At 36.3% G+C, this 17,852-nt stretch carries 16 protein-coding genes; 3 read left to right on the forward strand and 13 right to left on the reverse strand.

Annotated elements, in window-relative coordinates; all coding sequences use genetic code 11:
• Positions 1 to 6 precede the first annotated feature (6 nt).
• The 6 genes from atpH to J1905_RS09025 all read right to left on the reverse strand — a co-directional run bounded on the left by atpH (position 7) and on the right by J1905_RS09025 (position 3,229).
• Complete coding sequence (atpH, locus tag J1905_RS09000; protein WP_173089985.1) at positions 7 to 555, reverse strand: ATP synthase F1 subunit delta; 549 nt, start codon at positions 553 to 555, stop codon at positions 7 to 9.
• 34 nt (positions 556 to 589) lie between these two features.
• Positions 590 to 1,084, reverse strand: coding sequence for a F0F1 ATP synthase subunit B (locus J1905_RS09005; protein WP_214226969.1), 495 nt, complete (start codon positions 1,082 to 1,084; stop codon positions 590 to 592).
• Positions 1,085 to 1,171: 87 nt separating this feature from the next.
• Positions 1,172 to 1,387 (reverse strand): ATP synthase F0 subunit C, encoded by a 216-nt coding sequence (atpE, locus tag J1905_RS09010; protein WP_121269539.1) that lies wholly within the window; start codon positions 1,385 to 1,387, stop codon positions 1,172 to 1,174.
• Between the two features lie 41 nt (positions 1,388 to 1,428).
• Positions 1,429 to 2,553, reverse strand: coding sequence for a F0F1 ATP synthase subunit A (gene atpB / locus J1905_RS09015; RefSeq protein ID WP_214226970.1), 1,125 nt, complete (start codon positions 2,551 to 2,553; stop codon positions 1,429 to 1,431).
• Positions 2,554 to 2,570: 17 nt separating this feature from the next.
• The gene (locus J1905_RS09020) at positions 2,571 to 2,957 is read right to left on the reverse strand and encodes a hypothetical protein (protein ID WP_250318053.1); all 387 of its coding nucleotides are present in this window, start codon (positions 2,955 to 2,957) and stop codon (positions 2,571 to 2,573) included.
• A gap of 53 nt (positions 2,958 to 3,010) precedes the next feature.
• Positions 3,011 to 3,229: an AtpZ/AtpI family protein gene (locus tag J1905_RS09025; protein WP_173089982.1), complete on the reverse strand. Its 219-nt coding sequence runs from the start codon at positions 3,227 to 3,229 to the stop codon at positions 3,011 to 3,013.
• 104 nt (positions 3,230 to 3,333) lie between these two features.
• Between J1905_RS09025 and porW the strand changes: the two genes are divergently transcribed.
• The 3 genes from porW to uvrC are packed head-to-tail and all read left to right on the forward strand — an operon-like array spanning position 3,334 to position 10,166.
• Positions 3,334 to 6,105: a type IX secretion system periplasmic lipoprotein PorW/SprE gene (gene porW / locus J1905_RS09030; RefSeq protein ID WP_214226971.1), complete on the forward strand. Its 2,772-nt coding sequence runs from the start codon at positions 3,334 to 3,336 to the stop codon at positions 6,103 to 6,105.
• A gap of 2 nt (positions 6,106 to 6,107) precedes the next feature.
• Positions 6,108 to 8,330, forward strand: a complete 2,223-nt coding sequence (locus J1905_RS09035) for a transglycosylase domain-containing protein (RefSeq protein ID WP_214226972.1) — start codon at positions 6,108 to 6,110, stop codon at positions 8,328 to 8,330.
• Between the two features lie 24 nt (positions 8,331 to 8,354).
• On the forward strand, positions 8,355 to 10,166 hold the full coding sequence (gene uvrC / locus J1905_RS09040; protein WP_214226973.1) for an excinuclease ABC subunit UvrC: 1,812 nt from the start codon (positions 8,355 to 8,357) through the stop codon (positions 10,164 to 10,166).
• A gap of 34 nt (positions 10,167 to 10,200) precedes the next feature.
• Here uvrC and porN read toward each other — a convergent pair whose 3' ends face one another.
• From porN to J1905_RS09075, 7 genes are all read right to left on the reverse strand, one after another.
• Entirely contained in the window at positions 10,201 to 11,082 is an 882-nt protein-coding gene (gene porN / locus J1905_RS09045) for a type IX secretion system ring subunit PorN/GldN (RefSeq protein ID WP_214226974.1), read from the reverse strand.
• 6 nt (positions 11,083 to 11,088) lie between these two features.
• A complete protein-coding gene (gene porM, locus J1905_RS09050) occupies positions 11,089 to 12,627 on the reverse strand; it encodes a type IX secretion system motor protein PorM/GldM (RefSeq protein WP_214226975.1) in 1,539 nt (512 codons plus the stop codon).
• A 46-nt stretch (positions 12,628 to 12,673) separates the two neighbouring features.
• Entirely contained in the window at positions 12,674 to 13,486 is an 813-nt protein-coding gene (porL, locus tag J1905_RS09055; protein ID WP_214226976.1) for a type IX secretion system motor protein PorL/GldL, read from the reverse strand.
• 40 nt (positions 13,487 to 13,526) lie between these two features.
• The gene (gene porK / locus J1905_RS09060) at positions 13,527 to 14,894 is read right to left on the reverse strand and encodes a T9SS ring complex lipoprotein PorK/GldK (RefSeq protein WP_214227032.1); all 1,368 of its coding nucleotides are present in this window, start codon (positions 14,892 to 14,894) and stop codon (positions 13,527 to 13,529) included.
• A gap of 168 nt (positions 14,895 to 15,062) precedes the next feature.
• Positions 15,063 to 15,833: a uroporphyrinogen-III synthase gene (locus tag J1905_RS09065; RefSeq protein ID WP_214226977.1), complete on the reverse strand. Its 771-nt coding sequence runs from the start codon at positions 15,831 to 15,833 to the stop codon at positions 15,063 to 15,065.
• A gap of 16 nt (positions 15,834 to 15,849) precedes the next feature.
• A complete protein-coding gene (locus tag J1905_RS09070; protein WP_214226978.1) occupies positions 15,850 to 16,830 on the reverse strand; it encodes a DUF4271 domain-containing protein in 981 nt (326 codons plus the stop codon).
• Between the two features lie 62 nt (positions 16,831 to 16,892).
• A complete protein-coding gene (locus J1905_RS09075) occupies positions 16,893 to 17,789 on the reverse strand; it encodes a LysR family transcriptional regulator (RefSeq protein ID WP_250318054.1) in 897 nt (298 codons plus the stop codon).
• Positions 17,790 to 17,852: the final 63 nt, after the last annotated feature.

Raw genomic sequence — 17,852 nt, forward strand, 5'->3', positions numbered from 1 at the left:
TCAGGATTAAACAATCCCCAGAGTAAATTCTTTTTTAAGTTTACTTAAACCACTTGAAATACTTGCATCAAATTGTTTATCTCCAACTTTTAAAATAAAACCACCAATTAGTTTGTCATTAACTTTTTCTTTAACAACAACTTCATTAGCTCCTATTTCCTTTTTAACAATAGCTATGATTTCAGCTCTGCTTGCAGGTGTAAGCTCAACTGCAGAAGTTACCTCTGCTGTAACAATACCTTTAATTGCATTGTATTGCGCAATAAAAGATTTTGTTGTATCAAATAAAATCGAAGAACGACCTTTGCTTACAAGCAATTTCATAAAGGCAGTTGTAACCTTATGAACTTTAGCACCAAATATGTTCTCTAAAATCCCTGCTTTTTTATCTAGGGGAACTATTGGGTTTTTAAGGATAGCTTCTAATTCAGAATTATCATTAATTACCTTTTCTAAAAAGACCATATCATTTTTGATCTCTTCTAAAGCGTTTTGCTCAATAGAAAGATCTATTAGTGATTTGGCGTATCTCGATGCTGCTTTATTTTCTGACATTTTCTTTGGTATATCTAGCTAAACAAACTATCAATTAGTTTAATTCAACATCTTTTAAAAGATTAGCAACTAAATCCTGTTGTTTTGCTTTATCTTCAAGCTGACTACGTAATACACGCTCAGCAATTTCTAAAGATAAACTTGAAACTTGACTCTTAAGCTCTGCTAAAGCAGCTTTCTTTTGATTCTCGATTTCAATTTTAGCCTTTTCAATTAATTTAGCGCCTTCAGTATGAGCTTGTGTTTTTGCTTCATGAACAATGCTATCTTTTAATGCTTTTGCTTCTTTTAAGATATGATCACGTTCAGCACGAGCTTCTTTCATCAACTCCTCATTCTGAGTAGTTAAACGAGCCATTTCATTTTTAGCTAACTCTGCTTTATTAAGTGCTTCATCAATGCTTTGCTCACGCTCGTGAATAGCAGTTAATATCGGCTTCCATGCAAATTTCTTAAGTAAAATCAACAAGCAAATAAAGGCTATGCCTGTCCAAAAAACTAATCCAATACTCGGGGTTACTAATTCCATCTTATATAATACTTTTAAACTTATTCTTTGATATGAAGGCAGGTAAAAAGCCAATCGCCTTTACCTGCCAAAATTTTGTTGGTTGAACTATACAGGATTGTTTCCTAATAATGCAACAACCACACCGAATAATGCAGCACCCTCAATAAGAGCAGCAGCAATAATCATTGCAGTTTGAATTTTTGATGCAGCCTCTGGCTGACGAGCAATACCTTCCATTGCTTTTCCACCAACTTGACCGATACCAATACCGGCACCAATTACTGCTAAACCGGCACCAATTGCCGCGATTGAACCTACCATAACTAATTTAATTTATATAATTTGTAAAATATAGTTTCTAATTAATGATGCTCTTCTACTGCCATACCAATAAACAAGGCAGTAAGCAACGTAAAAATAAAGGCCTGTAAAAATGCTACCAGCAATTCCAATACATCCATAAACAAAACGAATGCAATAGATACCGGAGCCATGGCCACCGTTTCAAAAATAAAAATCAGTGAAATCAAACTCAACACGATGATGTGTCCTGCAGTAATGTTTGCAAACAAACGAATCATCAAAGCGAATGGTTTAGACACCACACCAATAACCTCTACAATAACCATCAGTGGCCATAACCAAAATGGCACGTTAGGTAAAAAGATATGCTTCCAGTAATTCTTATTACCATTGATATTTACAATAATCATTGTAAAGAATGACAATACAAAAGTCAGGGAGATATTACCAGTTACATTGGCACCACCTGGGAAGATTGGAACTAAGCCCAACACATTGTTAAACCAAATGAAGAAAAACACCGTTAATAAATACGGCATAAACTTCGCATAATTATGACCAATGTTTGGTTTAGCAATATCATCTCTCACAAAAATAATGATTGGTTCAATGAAAGACTGCAAACCTCTTGGACCTTTACCCGCACGTTTCTTATAAGAACCCGCCACAGATAAAAACACAATCAGAATCAAAGCAATTGCAACAAACATGGCTGCAACGTTTTTGGTGATTGAAAAATCTAACAGTTTAGCACTGGCAGCTTCATCAATCTGACCATCTGCACCAACAATTTTCACTTTATCCTCTACCAGACGATACGTGTTTTTGGCACTGGTATAGTCATGCTCTCCATGGTGAAAATTACCTGAAGAAAACACATCAAGACCTGCAGGAGTATATACAATTACAGGAAGCGGCAACGAAGTGTGCCCCCATAAATGCCACATGTGCGAGTCTGCAATGTGCTCCATAATTACTTTTGTCGGTTCGAACTTTTCAGCTCCATGTTTAGCACCGTGCGATTCTCCTTCGGCATGCGCAGCAACAACCGCAGTATCCTGGGCAACAACAACACTGTCAACCTGCGAAAAAGCTGGTGACGCAACAGAGAAAAACGCTAAAAAAAGCGCAAAAACAACAATTAACCTATTAACTTTAAACTTAAAAACGTGGCTACAATCCATTTAGTCGCAGATTTTTACTATTTATTTTGGTGGCGCAAGTTACGTAACAAAGAGTATATTTCAAAGAAGCTGAACAATAAATATAAAGAAAAAAAATTCAGCACAAAAATTAGCCCCTTTTCCTTAGCATTTAGACTGTAAATCAGCACGAAAGCCAAAGAAAAAAACATTTTCACTGCAATAGACCCCATAATCGCCATAATTCCTACTTCTGGATTACGTTTCAGGCCCAAATCAGCACAGAAATAAGCGATATAGGTAATGCCGGCAAAGAAAGAATATATGAGCCAGAACTTACTAGTCAGAATGCGAGCATCAGGGAAAATTATCGGCAACAAATAGGCTATACCAGCCAAAACTATACAATACAGTAAATAAGAAACAGTAAAACGTGCTAGACTCAAAATTTATATTTTTTACAAAAGTAGGTATTTACCTTGGCTTAAAATAATCAACTTTAGTTTTTATTCAACTGTTTTACAACTTGATACATAGCTACGCCAACTCCTATCAAACTAAATATTGCTGTTATAATAAGCGTCTTACTCCCTCTATGTTTATCAATCTTATAACCGATAAAGGCAAATACACCTATTATAGCAATCATTTGAAAACTAATTGAAGAATATTTAGCAAACGTGTTTAAGCCTTTTTTCTTTTCTTCAGGATCTGTCATAAACTGATATAGTTAAATAAAATCGGTTTTGTTAAGAAGTTATAGTTGAATAAAATACTTTTGTATATATTTTGTTTTTTAAGCATCAACTAAATTTGTATTTTTTGAAAAATTACGCGATCTACAATCTAAAGGTAATATTATTTAGCTTATGCGTCTGCATAGTTTACTCCTGCAGCACTCACAAAGACACTGCCTCAAGCAGAGGCGTGCAAAACTTAACCGCTCGCTACAATTACATATACAACTCTAAGGTTCTTTTAATAACTCATCAACAAGAACTTGCAGAAACCTATGTGGACAATTATGACCAGATATTACCCGTATTCTTAGGTCCCGTAACAGACAACAATGAGGTAAATACCTCACTGAATCTGAAGCCAATGGATGATATTATTAAAAAAGCCCAAACCATCATCCTCGAAAAAAGTTATAGCAACTATACCGATGACGCTTATATATTACTAGGAAAAGCTAACTTTTTTAATGGCAATTACTTTAACGCCGCAGAGTATTTTGATTATACTGCCAGAACCTATAAAAAAAACATAAACAGTTATCTGGAGGCACTGAACTGGAAAGCGCGTAGTCTTATGCAACTTAAAAGAATCAGTGAGGCTAACAAAGTACTAGATACTCTTGAGTCTATCCTTCCAGATATTAAAAAGAAAAGAAATCTAGCTGAGCCCTTTGCTACGCTGGCACAAATGTGCATCTATCTCGATAATAATGCAGCGGCTATTTCTTATTTAAAAGATGCAATTAAAGCTGGTACAGGAACTGACAATAGAATAAGATGGACATATATTCTTGCTCAACTTTATGAAAAACAAAAAAACTCTTCTGACGCATTAATAAACTATAGAAAAGTAGTAAAAAGCAATGCCCCTTTTGAAATGTATTTCAATGCTAACCTAAATCAAATTAAGTTAAAAACACTTGAGGGTGGTCCACAGAAGGCCAACAAACAGGATCAATTGCTTGGTTTATTAAAAGACGATAAAAACCTGGATTATAATGATCAGGTATATTTTCAAATCGCTGAAAGCCATGCTGCTGATGAGGAATTCAAAGAAGCACTAAAATATTATGAATTATCTATTCAGAAAAGCACCACAAACCAATACCAAAAGGGGCTTTCTTATTTAAGAATTGCTGATTTAAACTTCAGGGTTTTTAAGGATTACCTTAAAGCAAAATCTTATTACGACAGTACTGTGAATACGCTTCCTAAAACCTATCCGGGATATGATCTTATTCTTAGGAAGAACTTAAACCTTCAGTATTTAACCAATCGATATCAGATTATAAGCATCGAAGACTCTTTACAAAGCATTGCAAAATTACCCGAAGCTAGTCGTGCAGAAAAAATAAAGCTGTTAGCTAACCCTGTAGTAGCCACCGTTCAGCCTTCAAATACCTCTTCAACTGCGGGTTACCAACCCACCTATGGACGCAACAACAATGCTCAGTTACAAAGTTCATTTTATTTCAGCAATCCAACGGCGATAACTATCGGATTTTCAGATTTTAAAAGAAAGTGGGGAAATAGAAAATTAGAGAACAACTGGCGCCAAAGTATCAGAACATCTGCGCAGGAAACTTCACAAGAAATTGCCAACAACATAAACACGCCGATTAGTCCTGATGAAGCAGTTCCTGTTGTGAAAGATGCCCAAACCCTTTTAAAACAGTACACAGATTCTCTACCTGTTACTCCTGAACTGCTGGCAAAATCTAACCAAAAGATAATTGATGCATATTACGAAATTGCGAGTTTCTACTTACAGGAGCTGAATAGCCCCAAAGAAGCCGCAGAAGCATATCAGTTGTTGCTAAACCGATTCCCTGCAAACAACCATCTTGCTGCCACTTATTATAGCTTGTTTTTAATAAACAAAGGTATTGATGAGCCTAAATCAAGTGACTTTAAAAACAAAGTACTTAAAGATTTTCCGTCAACTATTTATGCAAAGATCATTATTGACCCGTCATTCTCTCTAAAACAGTCTGAGCTTGAAACGGCAATCAATACACAATACAATGAAATCTTTGAACAATATTTAAAAAAAGATTTCAATACTGTTATCGGTCGGGTAAACGAAACTTCAAAAAGTAGTTCAGGTAGTTTTCTTGCGCCACAGTTTGCCTATTTAAAAGCAATTGCAATTGGAAGAACAAGCAAAGTAGATGCTTTATTAACAGCTTTCGGTAGTATTACTGAACAATTTCCAGACGACAAACTGATTACCCCATTAGTTAAAGGGAATCTTATCTATATAAATGAACATCTTGCCGATTTTCAGAAAAGAGATACGGCTCTTATAGATTTTGATCCAAATGAGCCGCCTTATTTTGGTCCACGCATACTAACCTCTACAGTTTCAAAAATCAATGAGCCAGTTGCGCCTGAAAAACCAGATCAGACTGCAAAAATTCAGGAGATAGCTAAACCTGTACCGTCACAACCAACAACTCCAGATGCTCCTAAAGCTCCGGCAGTAAAGGTTGATGGTCCTTTCAGTACGGCTGTATCAACAGTTTATTACTACGTAATAGATGTGGCTGATGGCTCGTTAACTCTTAGTTCATCTCGTTTTGGTATTGGTCAGTTTAACCGCGGAAACTATGCTGGGAGTAATCTAAAACACCAGTTAAAAGAATTTGACAATGATCAACTCATTTATGTGGGGAACTTTAGTAATTTTGACGACGCAAAAACCTATGCGACCGGAATCACTCCGCAGCTAAAACAAATTATGAAAGTTCCCGTTAATATTTACACCGGTTTCATCATTAGCAAAGAGAATTTCGATAAGCTTACCAGTAAAACTTTATTGGATAAGTATATAGAATTTTATAAAAACAACTATTAAAAATGAGGAAAGCACTTTCCCAGGAGGACATTAGAAAGTATAACTTTACATTATGGAAATTATTAATCGGGGGAATCGTTTTGTTTGCCCTGTTTATTGTTTGCATTGGATTTGGATTATTTGGAGAGCTTCCTTCATTCAGAGATATTGAACACCCTAAAAGTAATCAGGCATCAGAAATTGTAACTGATGATGGTAGGGTTCTGGGCACCTACTTTGTGCAAAACCGATCAAATGTAACCTACCCCGAAATTTCACCAAATGTAATTAATGCCTTAATTGCAACCGAAGACATCAGATTCAGGGAACATTCAGGCATCGATTTCAAACGTACGTTTACTATATTTCTTTATGCGATTGTAGGTAAAAAACAAGGAGGTAGTACCATCACTCAACAACTTGCTTTGAATTTATTTTCTGAAGAAGGAAGACAAAAAAACTTTGCCAAACGTATTCTACAGAAATTTCAGGAATGGGTTATTGCAGTAAAATTAGAGCGTAACTACACCAAAGAAGAGATTATTGTTATGTACCTTAACACGGTAGATTTCGGGAATCAGGCTTACGGAATTAAGTCAGCCGCAAGAGTTTACTTCAATACAACTCCCGATAAACTGAGTGTTTCGCAAGCGGCAACTCTTGTTGGTATCCTTAAAGGTATCACAAGATATTCCCCTACCCGTAACCCTGATCGCGCTTTAGCCAGAAGAAATACAATTATGGGATTGATGGTTAAAGAGGACCTGCTTACTCAACAACAATTTGATACCGAACAACAAAAACCTTTAAGTTTAAGGTTTAGCGCAGCAACTGTAAACGACGGAATTGCTCCATATTTTAGAGCAGTATTAAAGAATGACATCAGAAAAATATTTGAAGAACGTTCGATAACAAAACCAGATGGCACCCCTTATGACCTTGACAGAGATGGTTTAAAAATCATCACAACCTTAAACTACGATATGCAGGTTGCAGCTGAGGATGCCCAAAAGGAATACATGAAAACCCTTCAGCAATCATTTACAAACAGCTGGAAAGGCAGAAATCCATTTAAAGGAAAAGAAGCCCAGATAGAGCAAGGTGTTAAAAGATCTGACAGATATAAAGCATTACAACTTGAAGGCAAATCAGAAGCCGAGATTAAGGAAGACTTTAATACCCCTACCCGATTAACCATCTTTACCTGGAAAGGCAATATAGATACTTTAATGAAGCCAATTGACTCAGTAAAGTACTACAAAATGCTATTAAGAAATGCAATGATGGCCATGGACCCGCAAACAGGATATGTTAAAGCCTGGGTTGGTGGCATTAATTATGAGCATTTTAAATACGATCAGGTTAAAATGGGAACAAGGCAGGTCGGTTCAACAGCGAAACCTTTTACCTATGCTGTGGCAATAGAAAATGGTTACTCGCCTTGCTTTTCTGTGCTTAATGAACCTGTTACTATTGAGATTCCTGGCAGTCCACCATGGACTCCTCGCTCTGGAGGTACTGTTCCCGGTTATTTAACTCTACAAAAAGGACTCGCACTTTCACAAAACTATATTGCTGCTTATTTAATGAAGCAGGTAGGACCAACTGCTGTAGCCACTCTTGCTAAAAAGATGGGTATTACATCAGAGGTTCCTGCTTATCCATCAATTGCATTAGGCTCATTTGATGCTTCTGTTTACGATATGGTTGGAGCATATAGTGTTTTTGCTAATAAGGGTGTTTGGACAAAGCCAATGTATATTCTAAGAATAGAAGATAAGAACGGTGTAGTACTACACAGTGAAAAAGCTATCCCGGTTCCGGCGATGAATGAAGAAGTTGCATATGTAATGACTCGCATGCTAAGAGGTGTTATAAGCAATGGGACAGGATGGAGATTAGCCGGCAAATTTGGAATCAAAACTCCAATTGGCGGTAAAACCGGAACAACACAAAACAATTCAGATGGATGGTTTATGGGAATCAGTCCGCAACTGGTTGCAGGTGTATGGACAGGTTGCGAAGACCGCGCATTTCACTTTACCAGTACTGCACAGGGTGATGGAGCGACCACAGCCTTACCTATCTTTGCCGGCTTCATGAAACGTGTATATGCAAATCCTAAAATAAATATCTCTAAAGCAGATTTTGAATCTCCTAAAAGTGGCGTTTCCATCACTTTTGACTGTAATCAGTACCAACAACAGGAGCAAAAAACTGAACTTGATGAAAAATTAGGTTTTTAACCACCTTAATCTGTCTTAAATTCAATGAGTGCTTTTGACCATAAAAAGGCTGTTAGTGATATTCCTCATAAACCTGGTGTATACCAGTTTTGGGATAGCGAGGGCATCCTAATTTATATCGGTAAAGCAAAAGATTTAAGGAACAGGGTTGGCTCCTATTTCAATAAGGATAATCAAATGAATGGAAAAACAAGGGTACTTGTTTCCAAGATCAGAAAGATTTCCTTTACCATTGTTGATACAGAAATTGATGCGTGGCTGCTTGAAAACAGTTTGATAAAGAAGCATCAGCCAAGGTATAATATCATGCTTAAGGATGATAAAACATACCCTTGGATTATTATAAAGAAGGAAGCTTTCCCACGTGTGTACTGGACCCGAAAGATGATTAAAGATGGGTCAACTTATTTTGGTCCTTATGCTTCCGTTGGCATGATGCATACCATCCTGGATCTAATTAAAGAAACATATCCACTACGTACCTGTAACCTCCCGCTTACAGATAAAAACATAAGCGATGGCAAATTTAAAGTCTGCCTGGAATATCAGATTGGTAACTGCAAAGGACCTTGTCAGGCTTACCAAGCACATGAGGACTACGACAACAGCATAGAAGAGATTAAAGACATCCTCAATGGAAAAATAGGAAATGTAATACGTGATGTAAAACAGGTAATTAAAAATGCTGTAGATCAGCTAAATTTTGAATATGCACATCAGTACCAGTTAAAACTTCAGGTACTTGAAAAATATCAAAGCAAATCGACCGTAGTAAATAGCGCCATTACCAATATAGATGTGGTGAGTATTGCTTCTGATGAACGGTATGCTTTCGTAAATTATCTGAAGGTAATGAATGGTAGTATTATTCAAACGCAGACCATTGAAATCAAGAAACGATTAGATGAAACTGATGAAGAATTATTAACTATTGCAATTACAGAGTTCAGAACAAAATTCCACAGCACATCTAAAGAGATTATCGTTCCCTTCGACATTGTACTTCTTGACACTAACCTTAAATTCACAGTACCCAAACTAGGGGAAAAGAAAAAATTATTGGAACTCTCTCAAAAGAACGTGCTATTTTTCAAGAAGGAAAAGTTAAATCAATACGAAAAACTTAATCCGGACTTGAGAACGGACCGCATCCTTAGTCAAATGCAGAAGGATTTAAGGCTAACTCAGTTACCAAAACATATAGAATGCTTTGATAACTCCAACTTCCAGGGTAAGTATCCTGTGTCGGCAATTGTAGTTTTTAAGGATGCCAAGCCTTCAAAAAAGGATTACAGGCATTTTAATGTAAAAACAGTTGAAGGGCCTAACGATTTTGCCACAATGGAAGAGGCCGTTTACAGGCGATATAAGCGCATGTTGGAAGAAGAGAACACATTACCTCAACTTATCATCATTGACGGCGGTAAAGGTCAGCTATCATCTGCATTAACAAGCTTGAAAAAGCTGGGGATAGACAAAAAGGTTACGGTAATAGGGATTGCCAAGCGCCTGGAAGAGTTATATTATCCTGGAGACTCTTTTCCGTTATACCTTGATAAGAAATCTGAAACACTAAAAGTTATCCAGCAATTAAGAGATGAAGCCCACAGGTTTGGTATTACTTTCCATAGAAAGAAGCGGGATCAGGGAACTTTAAAAACAGAATTAGAGCAAATAGAAGGTATAGGTAAAACTACTGCCGATAAGCTTTTAAGACATTTTAAGTCTGTAAAAAAAATAAAGGAGGCCTCAGAAGCAGAATTGGCAGAGGTTTTAAATAAAGCGCAAACTCAAAAGCTTTTGAGTTATTTTACTAAACAAAATGCCCCAATGTAAAACATTGAGGCATTTATAATATCTAAATCTTGTCTTAGTATTCCCAAAGACTTTGCTCGAAATCAGAAATTGATTTCTTTATACGCTCAGACTCATATAGTTTCTTGGGATCTTTAGGATCTGTAAGTCCTAACATGTCCACAATGTTTTTATTTCCAGGATTTGTTTCCTTAACTACATAACTAGAGAATAACCTTCTAACGAAGAAATCATCAAAAGTTAAAGTAGAAGCATCATTCCCAGGATTGGTTAGGCGCTTTTTACTTAACAACTCACGGGCATCATCATAGTAAACCCAAAATACTGGCTGCCAGTGTCCTTCGATCTCTTTCATTGGTGCAATACCAACTATTCTAGGCTCAAACACAGAACGTTTGGAATCTAAAATCCAATCTTCCTTTATTCTATATTTTAAAAACTCATCTGATCTTAATCTCCTCAAAGAAGGCTCAGCAATTTTACCGGTCGCAGAATCAGCTACTCCTTCACTCACCCCTCTTGCACTTTGTAAAGCCTCCTGAGCTGTTAAAGCAATTCGAAATGAATCATTATCATCAAGAATCTTACCTGCTGTTGTATCTTTATTAGAATACACTGTTAGTTCCTCGTTTCCAATTGCTTCTAACAATACATCAATTAATTTACCATCTTCAGATTTAAGTACTGAGTTGATCGTATCTCTTAAATCGATTTCACGCCAAATTCTTTTCGCATAATATACATCCTCTTCTCTTACATTGGCATAAGGAACCATTACATTACTATCAATGTCCTTTCGCACAGCAAATCCATCCTTTGGAGGTGTTTTAATCTTAGTTTTCTTAAGTGGTTCTACTTTAGCCGGAGCTTCGGAAACCTGTGCATAAGCACCTATACTTAACAACAATAATGCAACAATACCTAAGACATTTTTCATAATATTCTATTTTGCTACAAATGTAATTCCATCTAAAACTTTTTGTCTTCCATCAGGACCTTCGCAAACAATATCCTTAAAGATAACTGTTGCATTAGGTTTAATAGAATTTAAAGCCCCTTTAATCTGTCCATTAAATCCACCACCATTACATTGAATCGTAACAGCATCGGCTTTAGGATTAATAAAAGTAGCAGAAAATCTGATCACTTTGAATTTAACGTCAAATACGAAATCTTCAAGTTGAGTCTCAATTCCACCAGCTCCTTCCAACCATTCCAAAGGAACATTTCCTCCAGCTTTTCCTTTAACATATGCTCTAGGTGTAGGCAAACCTTTAACTCTGAATTGCTGAGAACCTAAGTTTAATGTTTTACCAGCATTAGTTGCAGAAACACTTATATTTAATGTTTTACCAACCTGCCCACCATCAACATTAACAGTATACTTACCATTACTTCCAGAAATAGATCCACCCGAAATAGAAGCGTGAACGCTCTCTAAAGGAAAACCTGCAGCAGAAACAGAGAATGGATTTGGTATACCTGCATAAATAACATTCATTTTATCAGGAGACACCGTTGCTGAAGGTTTCGCCACCTGATAACTTTGTTCAGCAGTTGGATACTCTTTAATCTGACCATCGGTTTGTCTAACTCGGATTATACCTTTCCATCTGAAAACACCAACACTACCGGTACTTCCTGAATAAGTTCCTTTTCCTTCTTTAACAGACAATGCACTTCCGTCCACAGAAATTTCAGGATTAGATCTTGAATCGCTGGCAGTTAAGAAAACCTGTGCAGTGTACGGTTGGCCTTGTACCACATAAGAACTTGGTGCTACAGCAACAGCCTCGAACTGGTCTAAATTTACAAGTGCCTTGTCCATGTTGCCGAATAATTTCTTTACAATTTCTGCTTCTGCATTTTTAACATCAGACTGTATCTTAGTTAAAATTGTATTTGCTGCCGTAAGCGGAGTACCTTCGCTAAAATTAATATCTTCCCATTTCTTGTTGCCATTGATACTTTTCACGGCATCCTTAGCCTCAAGCGTAAAAGTTACCCCAGCACGATCTTTTTCATCTAGCAAAGCAATTAATTTTTCGCGGGTTTCATTTATTTTAATTTTTAGCTTCTGACCTTCCTTCTGGTTAATCATAATACCTTGTGCAATATCAAGGTTTGCTCTTTCAACAAGGTCACCTGTTTCTTCATCAATACCTTTACCTTCAGCATTAAACTGATCCTTAAGCTTCTGCACATAATTATTCAACTCATCTGCATATGCTTTGGCTTTATTTGCTTTTTCCCAAATTGGTTGAGCCCTAGCAGGCTCATCCTTTAGCTTTGTATTTTGAAAAGATGTAAATAATTGCTCTATACTTGTGTTTACATTATTTTTTGAGCTAACTAAACTGTCGTTGATATTTTTAAAAGCATTTAGTATAGTATCTGATACGTTTAAAGCGAGCATAGCTAACAATACCAAATACATGATATTGATCATCTTCTGTCTCGTTGTTTGTTTTCCTCCGGCCATTCTAAATAAGGTCTGTTTGGTTAATTAATAAATAAGTAATTACTAATTATCCGCGAGGCTGATTCATAGCAGATAACATATTGCCATAAATAGCATTCAATGATGCCAGGTTTTTAGCCAGTTTGCCCACTTCATCTTTAAACTGTTTAGAGTCTTCCATTGACTCATTAAAGTTATTCATAGTAAGTGATAAATTCTGGTAAAACTTATTCATAGATTTCAAGTGAGCGCTTGAATCCTGCAACTCTAATTCATATACAGCATTTAAAGCCGATAAATTTTTAGCTAAAGCATTAACCTGCTCATGGTAAGATTTAGAAGCAACATTGCTTTCGCCCATTTCAACCAATTGAGAAGTAGCTTTTTCAAAAGCATTGTTTAAGTTATCAAAACTTGCAGATGCACCTTTAATTTTACCTGTAAACTCAGCTGTTGCTGTTGAAACATCAGCAACGTTAGATATAGCAGCAACTTTATCACCGAATGTACGTAGACCCGTCCCCAGACTTTCAATCAATTCCGGACCAATCTTAGCATCTACTAACATTTTATCTAAAGCAGCGGTTGAAGAAAAACTTGCAGCAGGTGCAGCAACCGGTCTTGCCGAAGCCTTTGGTAATTCACCATCAAAATCATCTCTTAATTCAGGATATACTTTTTCCCATGCTGGTTCTGGTTCTGGTTGGATAAATCCGGTAAGTGCAAAAAGAATTGCCTCTACTCCTAGTCCTGCACCAATCATATAATTACCCCAAACACCACCAAGGTGAAGGATTTTGAAAAGTGCACCAAGAATTACAACACTTGCACCAAGTGATATAGCTAAGTGCATCTTATCAAATTTTCTATTTGTTGCCATTTTATTAAAATAAGGATTTTTGATTTTAGGATTTTAGTTGTTAGTTTTTGTAAGAAATATCAGTTCCAGGATATGCAGAAATACATCTGAAACCAATATAAGATCTTGCTTCATCCTGATACTCATAAGTGCCAACAGAATTTTGAAGGAAGAAACCTATATCTTTCCATGAGCCACCTCTTACTACCTTACGCTTTTTGTATTTGCTGTCGGTAGTTTTGGCAACATAAGTAAAATTAGGATTAAAGTCGTGTAGCATCGGAGCTGCTGATGGGTTGTAAGCGGTTATAGTCCACTCGGCAACATTACCTGCCATATTATACAACCCATAGTCATTCGGGAAATAAGATTTAACATTTACGGTATATAAACCTCCATCATCAGAGTAATTTCCTCTACCAACTTTAAAGTTCGCCTGCATACATCCTTTGGTATTGCGCACATAAGGTCCGCCCCATGGATATTTTGTTTTCACATTACCACCTCTGGCAGCATATTCAAACTGTGCATCACTTGGCAATTGATACTCAGGTCTGGCATTAAGTGGTTGTTTTCTAGCTACAGCAACAGATTCATAGAACCTTGTACGCCATACACAAAATGCAGAAGCTTGTTCCCAGTTTACACCAACTACAGGATAATCATCATATGATGGGTGGTTAAAATAAGTTTTAACCATAGGGTCATTCTGAGAATAAGAATAATCTACCTTCCAAACCATGGTATCAGGATAAACCGGAATAGATGAATGGTGATTAGGATTAGAAGGATCAGGCAGATCAGTATAGGTAACTATAAAATCCTGTCTCTTTTTAGACGGGTCATTTCTACCTTCCGCAGCCAGATCAGTATTTACATAACTGTAAGCATATCTTAATTTTCTGATATCAATTTCATTTCTTCCAGGAATGGCATCGGCACCGCTATAATACATATCGGTAAGTTTACTACCATATCCACCACTTTTATTGCTCCATAATTGCGATCCGTTCCCAACCTTTCTCCAGTCGATATTTCTTGTTCCTCCAAGAGGAGTTGAGCCTGCCGGACCTTGTGGCTGCGCCTGAAAATAAGCAGGGGCACCGGATGGGCCTAAAGAAGTTACAGCTATTGAATCTCTAACCCAGTTTACAAACTGTCTGTACTCAGCATTTGTAATCTCGGTCTGATCCATGAAAAAGGCACTAAAGGAAGTCATTTTACTAGGAGAACTCTGTGAGTTATTAATATCCTCGTCAGATATCCCAATAAGGGTTCTACCAGGGGGGATGTATACCATACCCAAAGGAATCCTATTATTTCTGAATTTTTTATTGTACACTCCAACCAGTTCTCCCTGGCCACCCTTTCCACAACTAGAAAGTAATATTGTAACAATAAAAAAACCTAATAAGTATCTGTTTCTCATATTAGCGTCAAGCAATTTCATAACAATTTTATCAATAATGATTGATATATACAATTATTGGGGGCAAAAATATGCTTAAAAACTAAAATGAACAGAATTTAATTCAAAACAACACAACAAATAACACTTTAACGAAACAAGGCTTAACAAAAAGTTAAGCCTTGTTTACTATTTGTTAGACTTTTTTATATAATTCTCTATGGCCATAATCATCGAAGGAGCCTCCGGTGAAGGTGCAGCTATATCTACAATCAAACCTGCATCTTTAACAGCTTTATGCGTATTTACTCCAAAAGCAGCAATACGTGTGTTGTTCTGTTTAAATTCAGGGAAGTTGGTAAACAACGACTGAATACTTGATGGACTAAAGAAACCAATGACGTCATAAAATACCTCAGCCAAATCAGAAAGATCTGAAACTACTGTTCTAAATAAAACAGCTGGAGTAAAATCATAACCATTCTTTTGCAAGAAATTCATTGTATCCTCGGTAGCTACATCAGAGCAAGGGTAAAGGAATTTTTCTCCGGCATGTTTTTTCAACACTTCAGCTAAATCTGCTGCAGTTTGCTTTCCAAAAAAGATTTTACGTTTTCTATACTGAATGTACTTCTGCAGATAAAGTGCTGTAGATTCTGAAATACAAAAGTACTTCAGATCGGCAGGTACTTCATATCTCATTTCCTCACAAATTCTGAAAAAATGATCAACGGCATTTCTGCTGGTAAATACCACTGAAGTGAAATCACTTAATGTAATCTTGTCCTTTCTAAAGTCCCTGGCAGGCACTCCTTCAACATGAATAAATGATCTAAAATCAATTTTCAAGTTATACTTTTTTGCCAAGTCAAAATAAGGAGATTTCTCCGTTTCTGGTTTAGGTAATGTGATTAAGATACTCTTTACCTTACGCAACCTATCTTCTGTCTTTTCTTGCATTTTACAAATTACACGGTTATAGTCCTATTGCCTTGATTAAAATTAATATAGGGCAAATTTCGAGGGCACAAAAGTACAAAAACAAATAGACTTTTGAAAATCGATGATGAGATAAAATGTTAACACCTGCCCTTATAAATTGAAAAGCAAAAATCACCCCTAACAGTATAAAAGAGATCGCAATGTAGTAAGGCCCATACTTTAAGGGGGATAATGCGAAAGCTACAACCAGCGGAATAAAGATTAATGAGAGGTTAAAATAACTCAAATATAATATTGTAACATATTCATTAACCGGTTTCTGAATGTTAAAAAGATGCCCTAATATCCTTAAAAGAACAATTTTCATAATGTACAAAACCACAATAAGAATAGAAATACTGAGGTAAAATTGAAAACCTGTACCTGGAAAAGAAATATGATAAAAGCCCGAAACGAGGTAAAAAAACATTCCGATTGTAAATCCAAACTGAACAAATAAAAGCAAAAATGGCCAGGATGTAAACAGATTATCCTCTTTATTTAGGTTATTCAATACCCTGTTACTAAAAAAGGATTGCACAATTGTCTGCAGCTGTTTATTAAAGGATATTTTCAGCACCGCAAATAAAACTAAGAGCAGGGCAACTACAGCTGGCACCCAAAGCGCTCCTTTTGGCACAGGTTTTCCCAACCGATACTTACTCACCTTCATTGCAGTAAGCTCTTTATATCTAGAAAGTAAATTAGATCGACCTTCCACATTTGCCTTAATGATGCTATCCATAATCATATGTTTATTGATCATAGAATCTGGAAAAAGCCAGCTATGCGTCATTATGGAGTCTGTCACAAATTTCTGGCGAGCAAGAAAAGCTGGATCCTTTACAAATTTACGTGTATAGGTATTTGTTGATGCAACAGTATCTACAATCTCCTGTTCTACCTGCGCATGAACTCGGTTAAAGCTCAAAATAAAAAAAAACGAGACAACAAGAATAATACGACTCAAATTCATTGCTCCAAATTTAGATAAAACTTTTGAAGAAGTTACTCACTGTAGCATCACTACTAAGTTGATCAAATATTACTATGGCTTCGACAAAAAAGTTTAAATGACTCTATAATTTTTGATGTTCTACCATGCAACTGAATAAATTGAAATGCACGAAACATCTCAACTCCCTTTATATCGACAATGCTAAGCTCATTTCGCTTCAATTCACCAATAATGGTTTGCATTGACAAAAATGCCGCCGATTCTGAGTGCAGAAGGTATTGTTTAATACTGACATTACTTTCGAGTTGTAGTTCAATTCGCAGGTCTTTAAGATTTATACCAACGTCACTTAATGCTTTCGAAATCACATCGAGTGTACCTGAACCATGCTCTCTTAGTACCAATGGTAAATCCAATAACTGTTGCGGAATAATCTCTCCTTTTCTAGCCAAAGGGTTCCCAGATTTTGTTACTAAAACCAATTCATCATCACTAAATTTCTCATAATTTATCTGTGGATAGTGCATCTGCCCTTCAACTATTGCCACATCAATCTTTTCCTCTATTACCTGTTGGGTCATAGATTCTGTATTACCCCTTGTAAAGGTGAATTGAATTTCGGGATACGCTGTCTTAAATAAAGCCAGAATTTTAGGCATAATAGTTTGTGCCAATGTGGTACTTGCCCCAATACGAAGGTTTCCTTTAAGCCCATCATTTAACTGGGCTAGCTCACTTTCAAACAATAAATATGTTTCAAATATTTTTGCAGCATATTTTAATAAAATATTACCGGCAGTTGTTAGGGCAATATGGTTCCCATTGCGAACAAATAATGCCGTATTTAATTGCTTTTCGAGTTCACGAATATGCCTAGTTACCGCCGGTTGCGTAATAAATAACTCGGCAGCAGCCTTAGTAAAACTAAGTTTTAACGCAACTGTCTGAAATACCTTTAACCGAAAATCAAATATCATATGCGCAAGATATAAATATCCATAGAATTATGTAATGACCTGTGATAACATTTTGTTATAACC

It is taken from the genome of Pedobacter sp. B4-66, from assembly GCF_018492665.1.
In the GTDB taxonomy this organism is placed as follows: domain Bacteria; phylum Bacteroidota; class Bacteroidia; order Sphingobacteriales; family Sphingobacteriaceae; genus Pedobacter.

Bases quoted from the DNA above. Each gene is read 5' to 3' on its own strand.
- atpH (WP_173089985.1), bottom strand. From the start codon at position 555: ATGTCAGAAAATAAAGCAGCATCGAGATACGCCAAATCACTAATAGAT.
- J1905_RS09005 (WP_214226969.1), bottom strand. From the start codon at position 1,084: ATGGAATTAGTAACCCCGAGTATTGGATTAGTTTTTTGGACAGGCATA.
- atpE (WP_121269539.1), bottom strand. From the start codon at position 1,387: ATGGTAGGTTCAATCGCGGCAATTGGTGCCGGTTTAGCAGTAATTGGT.
- atpB (WP_214226970.1), bottom strand. From the start codon at position 2,553: ATGGATTGTAGCCACGTTTTTAAGTTTAAAGTTAATAGGTTAATTGTT.
- J1905_RS09025 (WP_173089982.1), bottom strand. From the start codon at position 3,229: ATGACAGATCCTGAAGAAAAGAAAAAAGGCTTAAACACGTTTGCTAAA.
- J1905_RS09035 (WP_214226972.1), top strand. From the start codon at position 6,108: ATGAGGAAAGCACTTTCCCAGGAGGACATTAGAAAGTATAACTTTACA.
- uvrC (WP_214226973.1), top strand. From the start codon at position 8,355: ATGAGTGCTTTTGACCATAAAAAGGCTGTTAGTGATATTCCTCATAAA.
- porN (WP_214226974.1), bottom strand. From the start codon at position 11,082: ATGAAAAATGTCTTAGGTATTGTTGCATTATTGTTGTTAAGTATAGGT.
- porM (WP_214226975.1), bottom strand. From the start codon at position 12,627: ATGGCCGGAGGAAAACAAACAACGAGACAGAAGATGATCAATATCATG.
- porL (WP_214226976.1), bottom strand. From the start codon at position 13,486: ATGGCAACAAATAGAAAATTTGATAAGATGCACTTAGCTATATCACTT.
- porK (WP_214227032.1), bottom strand. From the start codon at position 14,894: ATGAGAAACAGATACTTATTAGGTTTTTTTATTGTTACAATATTACTT.
- J1905_RS09065 (WP_214226977.1), bottom strand. From the start codon at position 15,833: ATGCAAGAAAAGACAGAAGATAGGTTGCGTAAGGTAAAGAGTATCTTA.
- J1905_RS09070 (WP_214226978.1), bottom strand. From the start codon at position 16,830: ATGAATTTGAGTCGTATTATTCTTGTTGTCTCGTTTTTTTTTATTTTG.
- J1905_RS09075 (WP_250318054.1), bottom strand. From the start codon at position 17,789: ATGATATTTGATTTTCGGTTAAAGGTATTTCAGACAGTTGCGTTAAAA.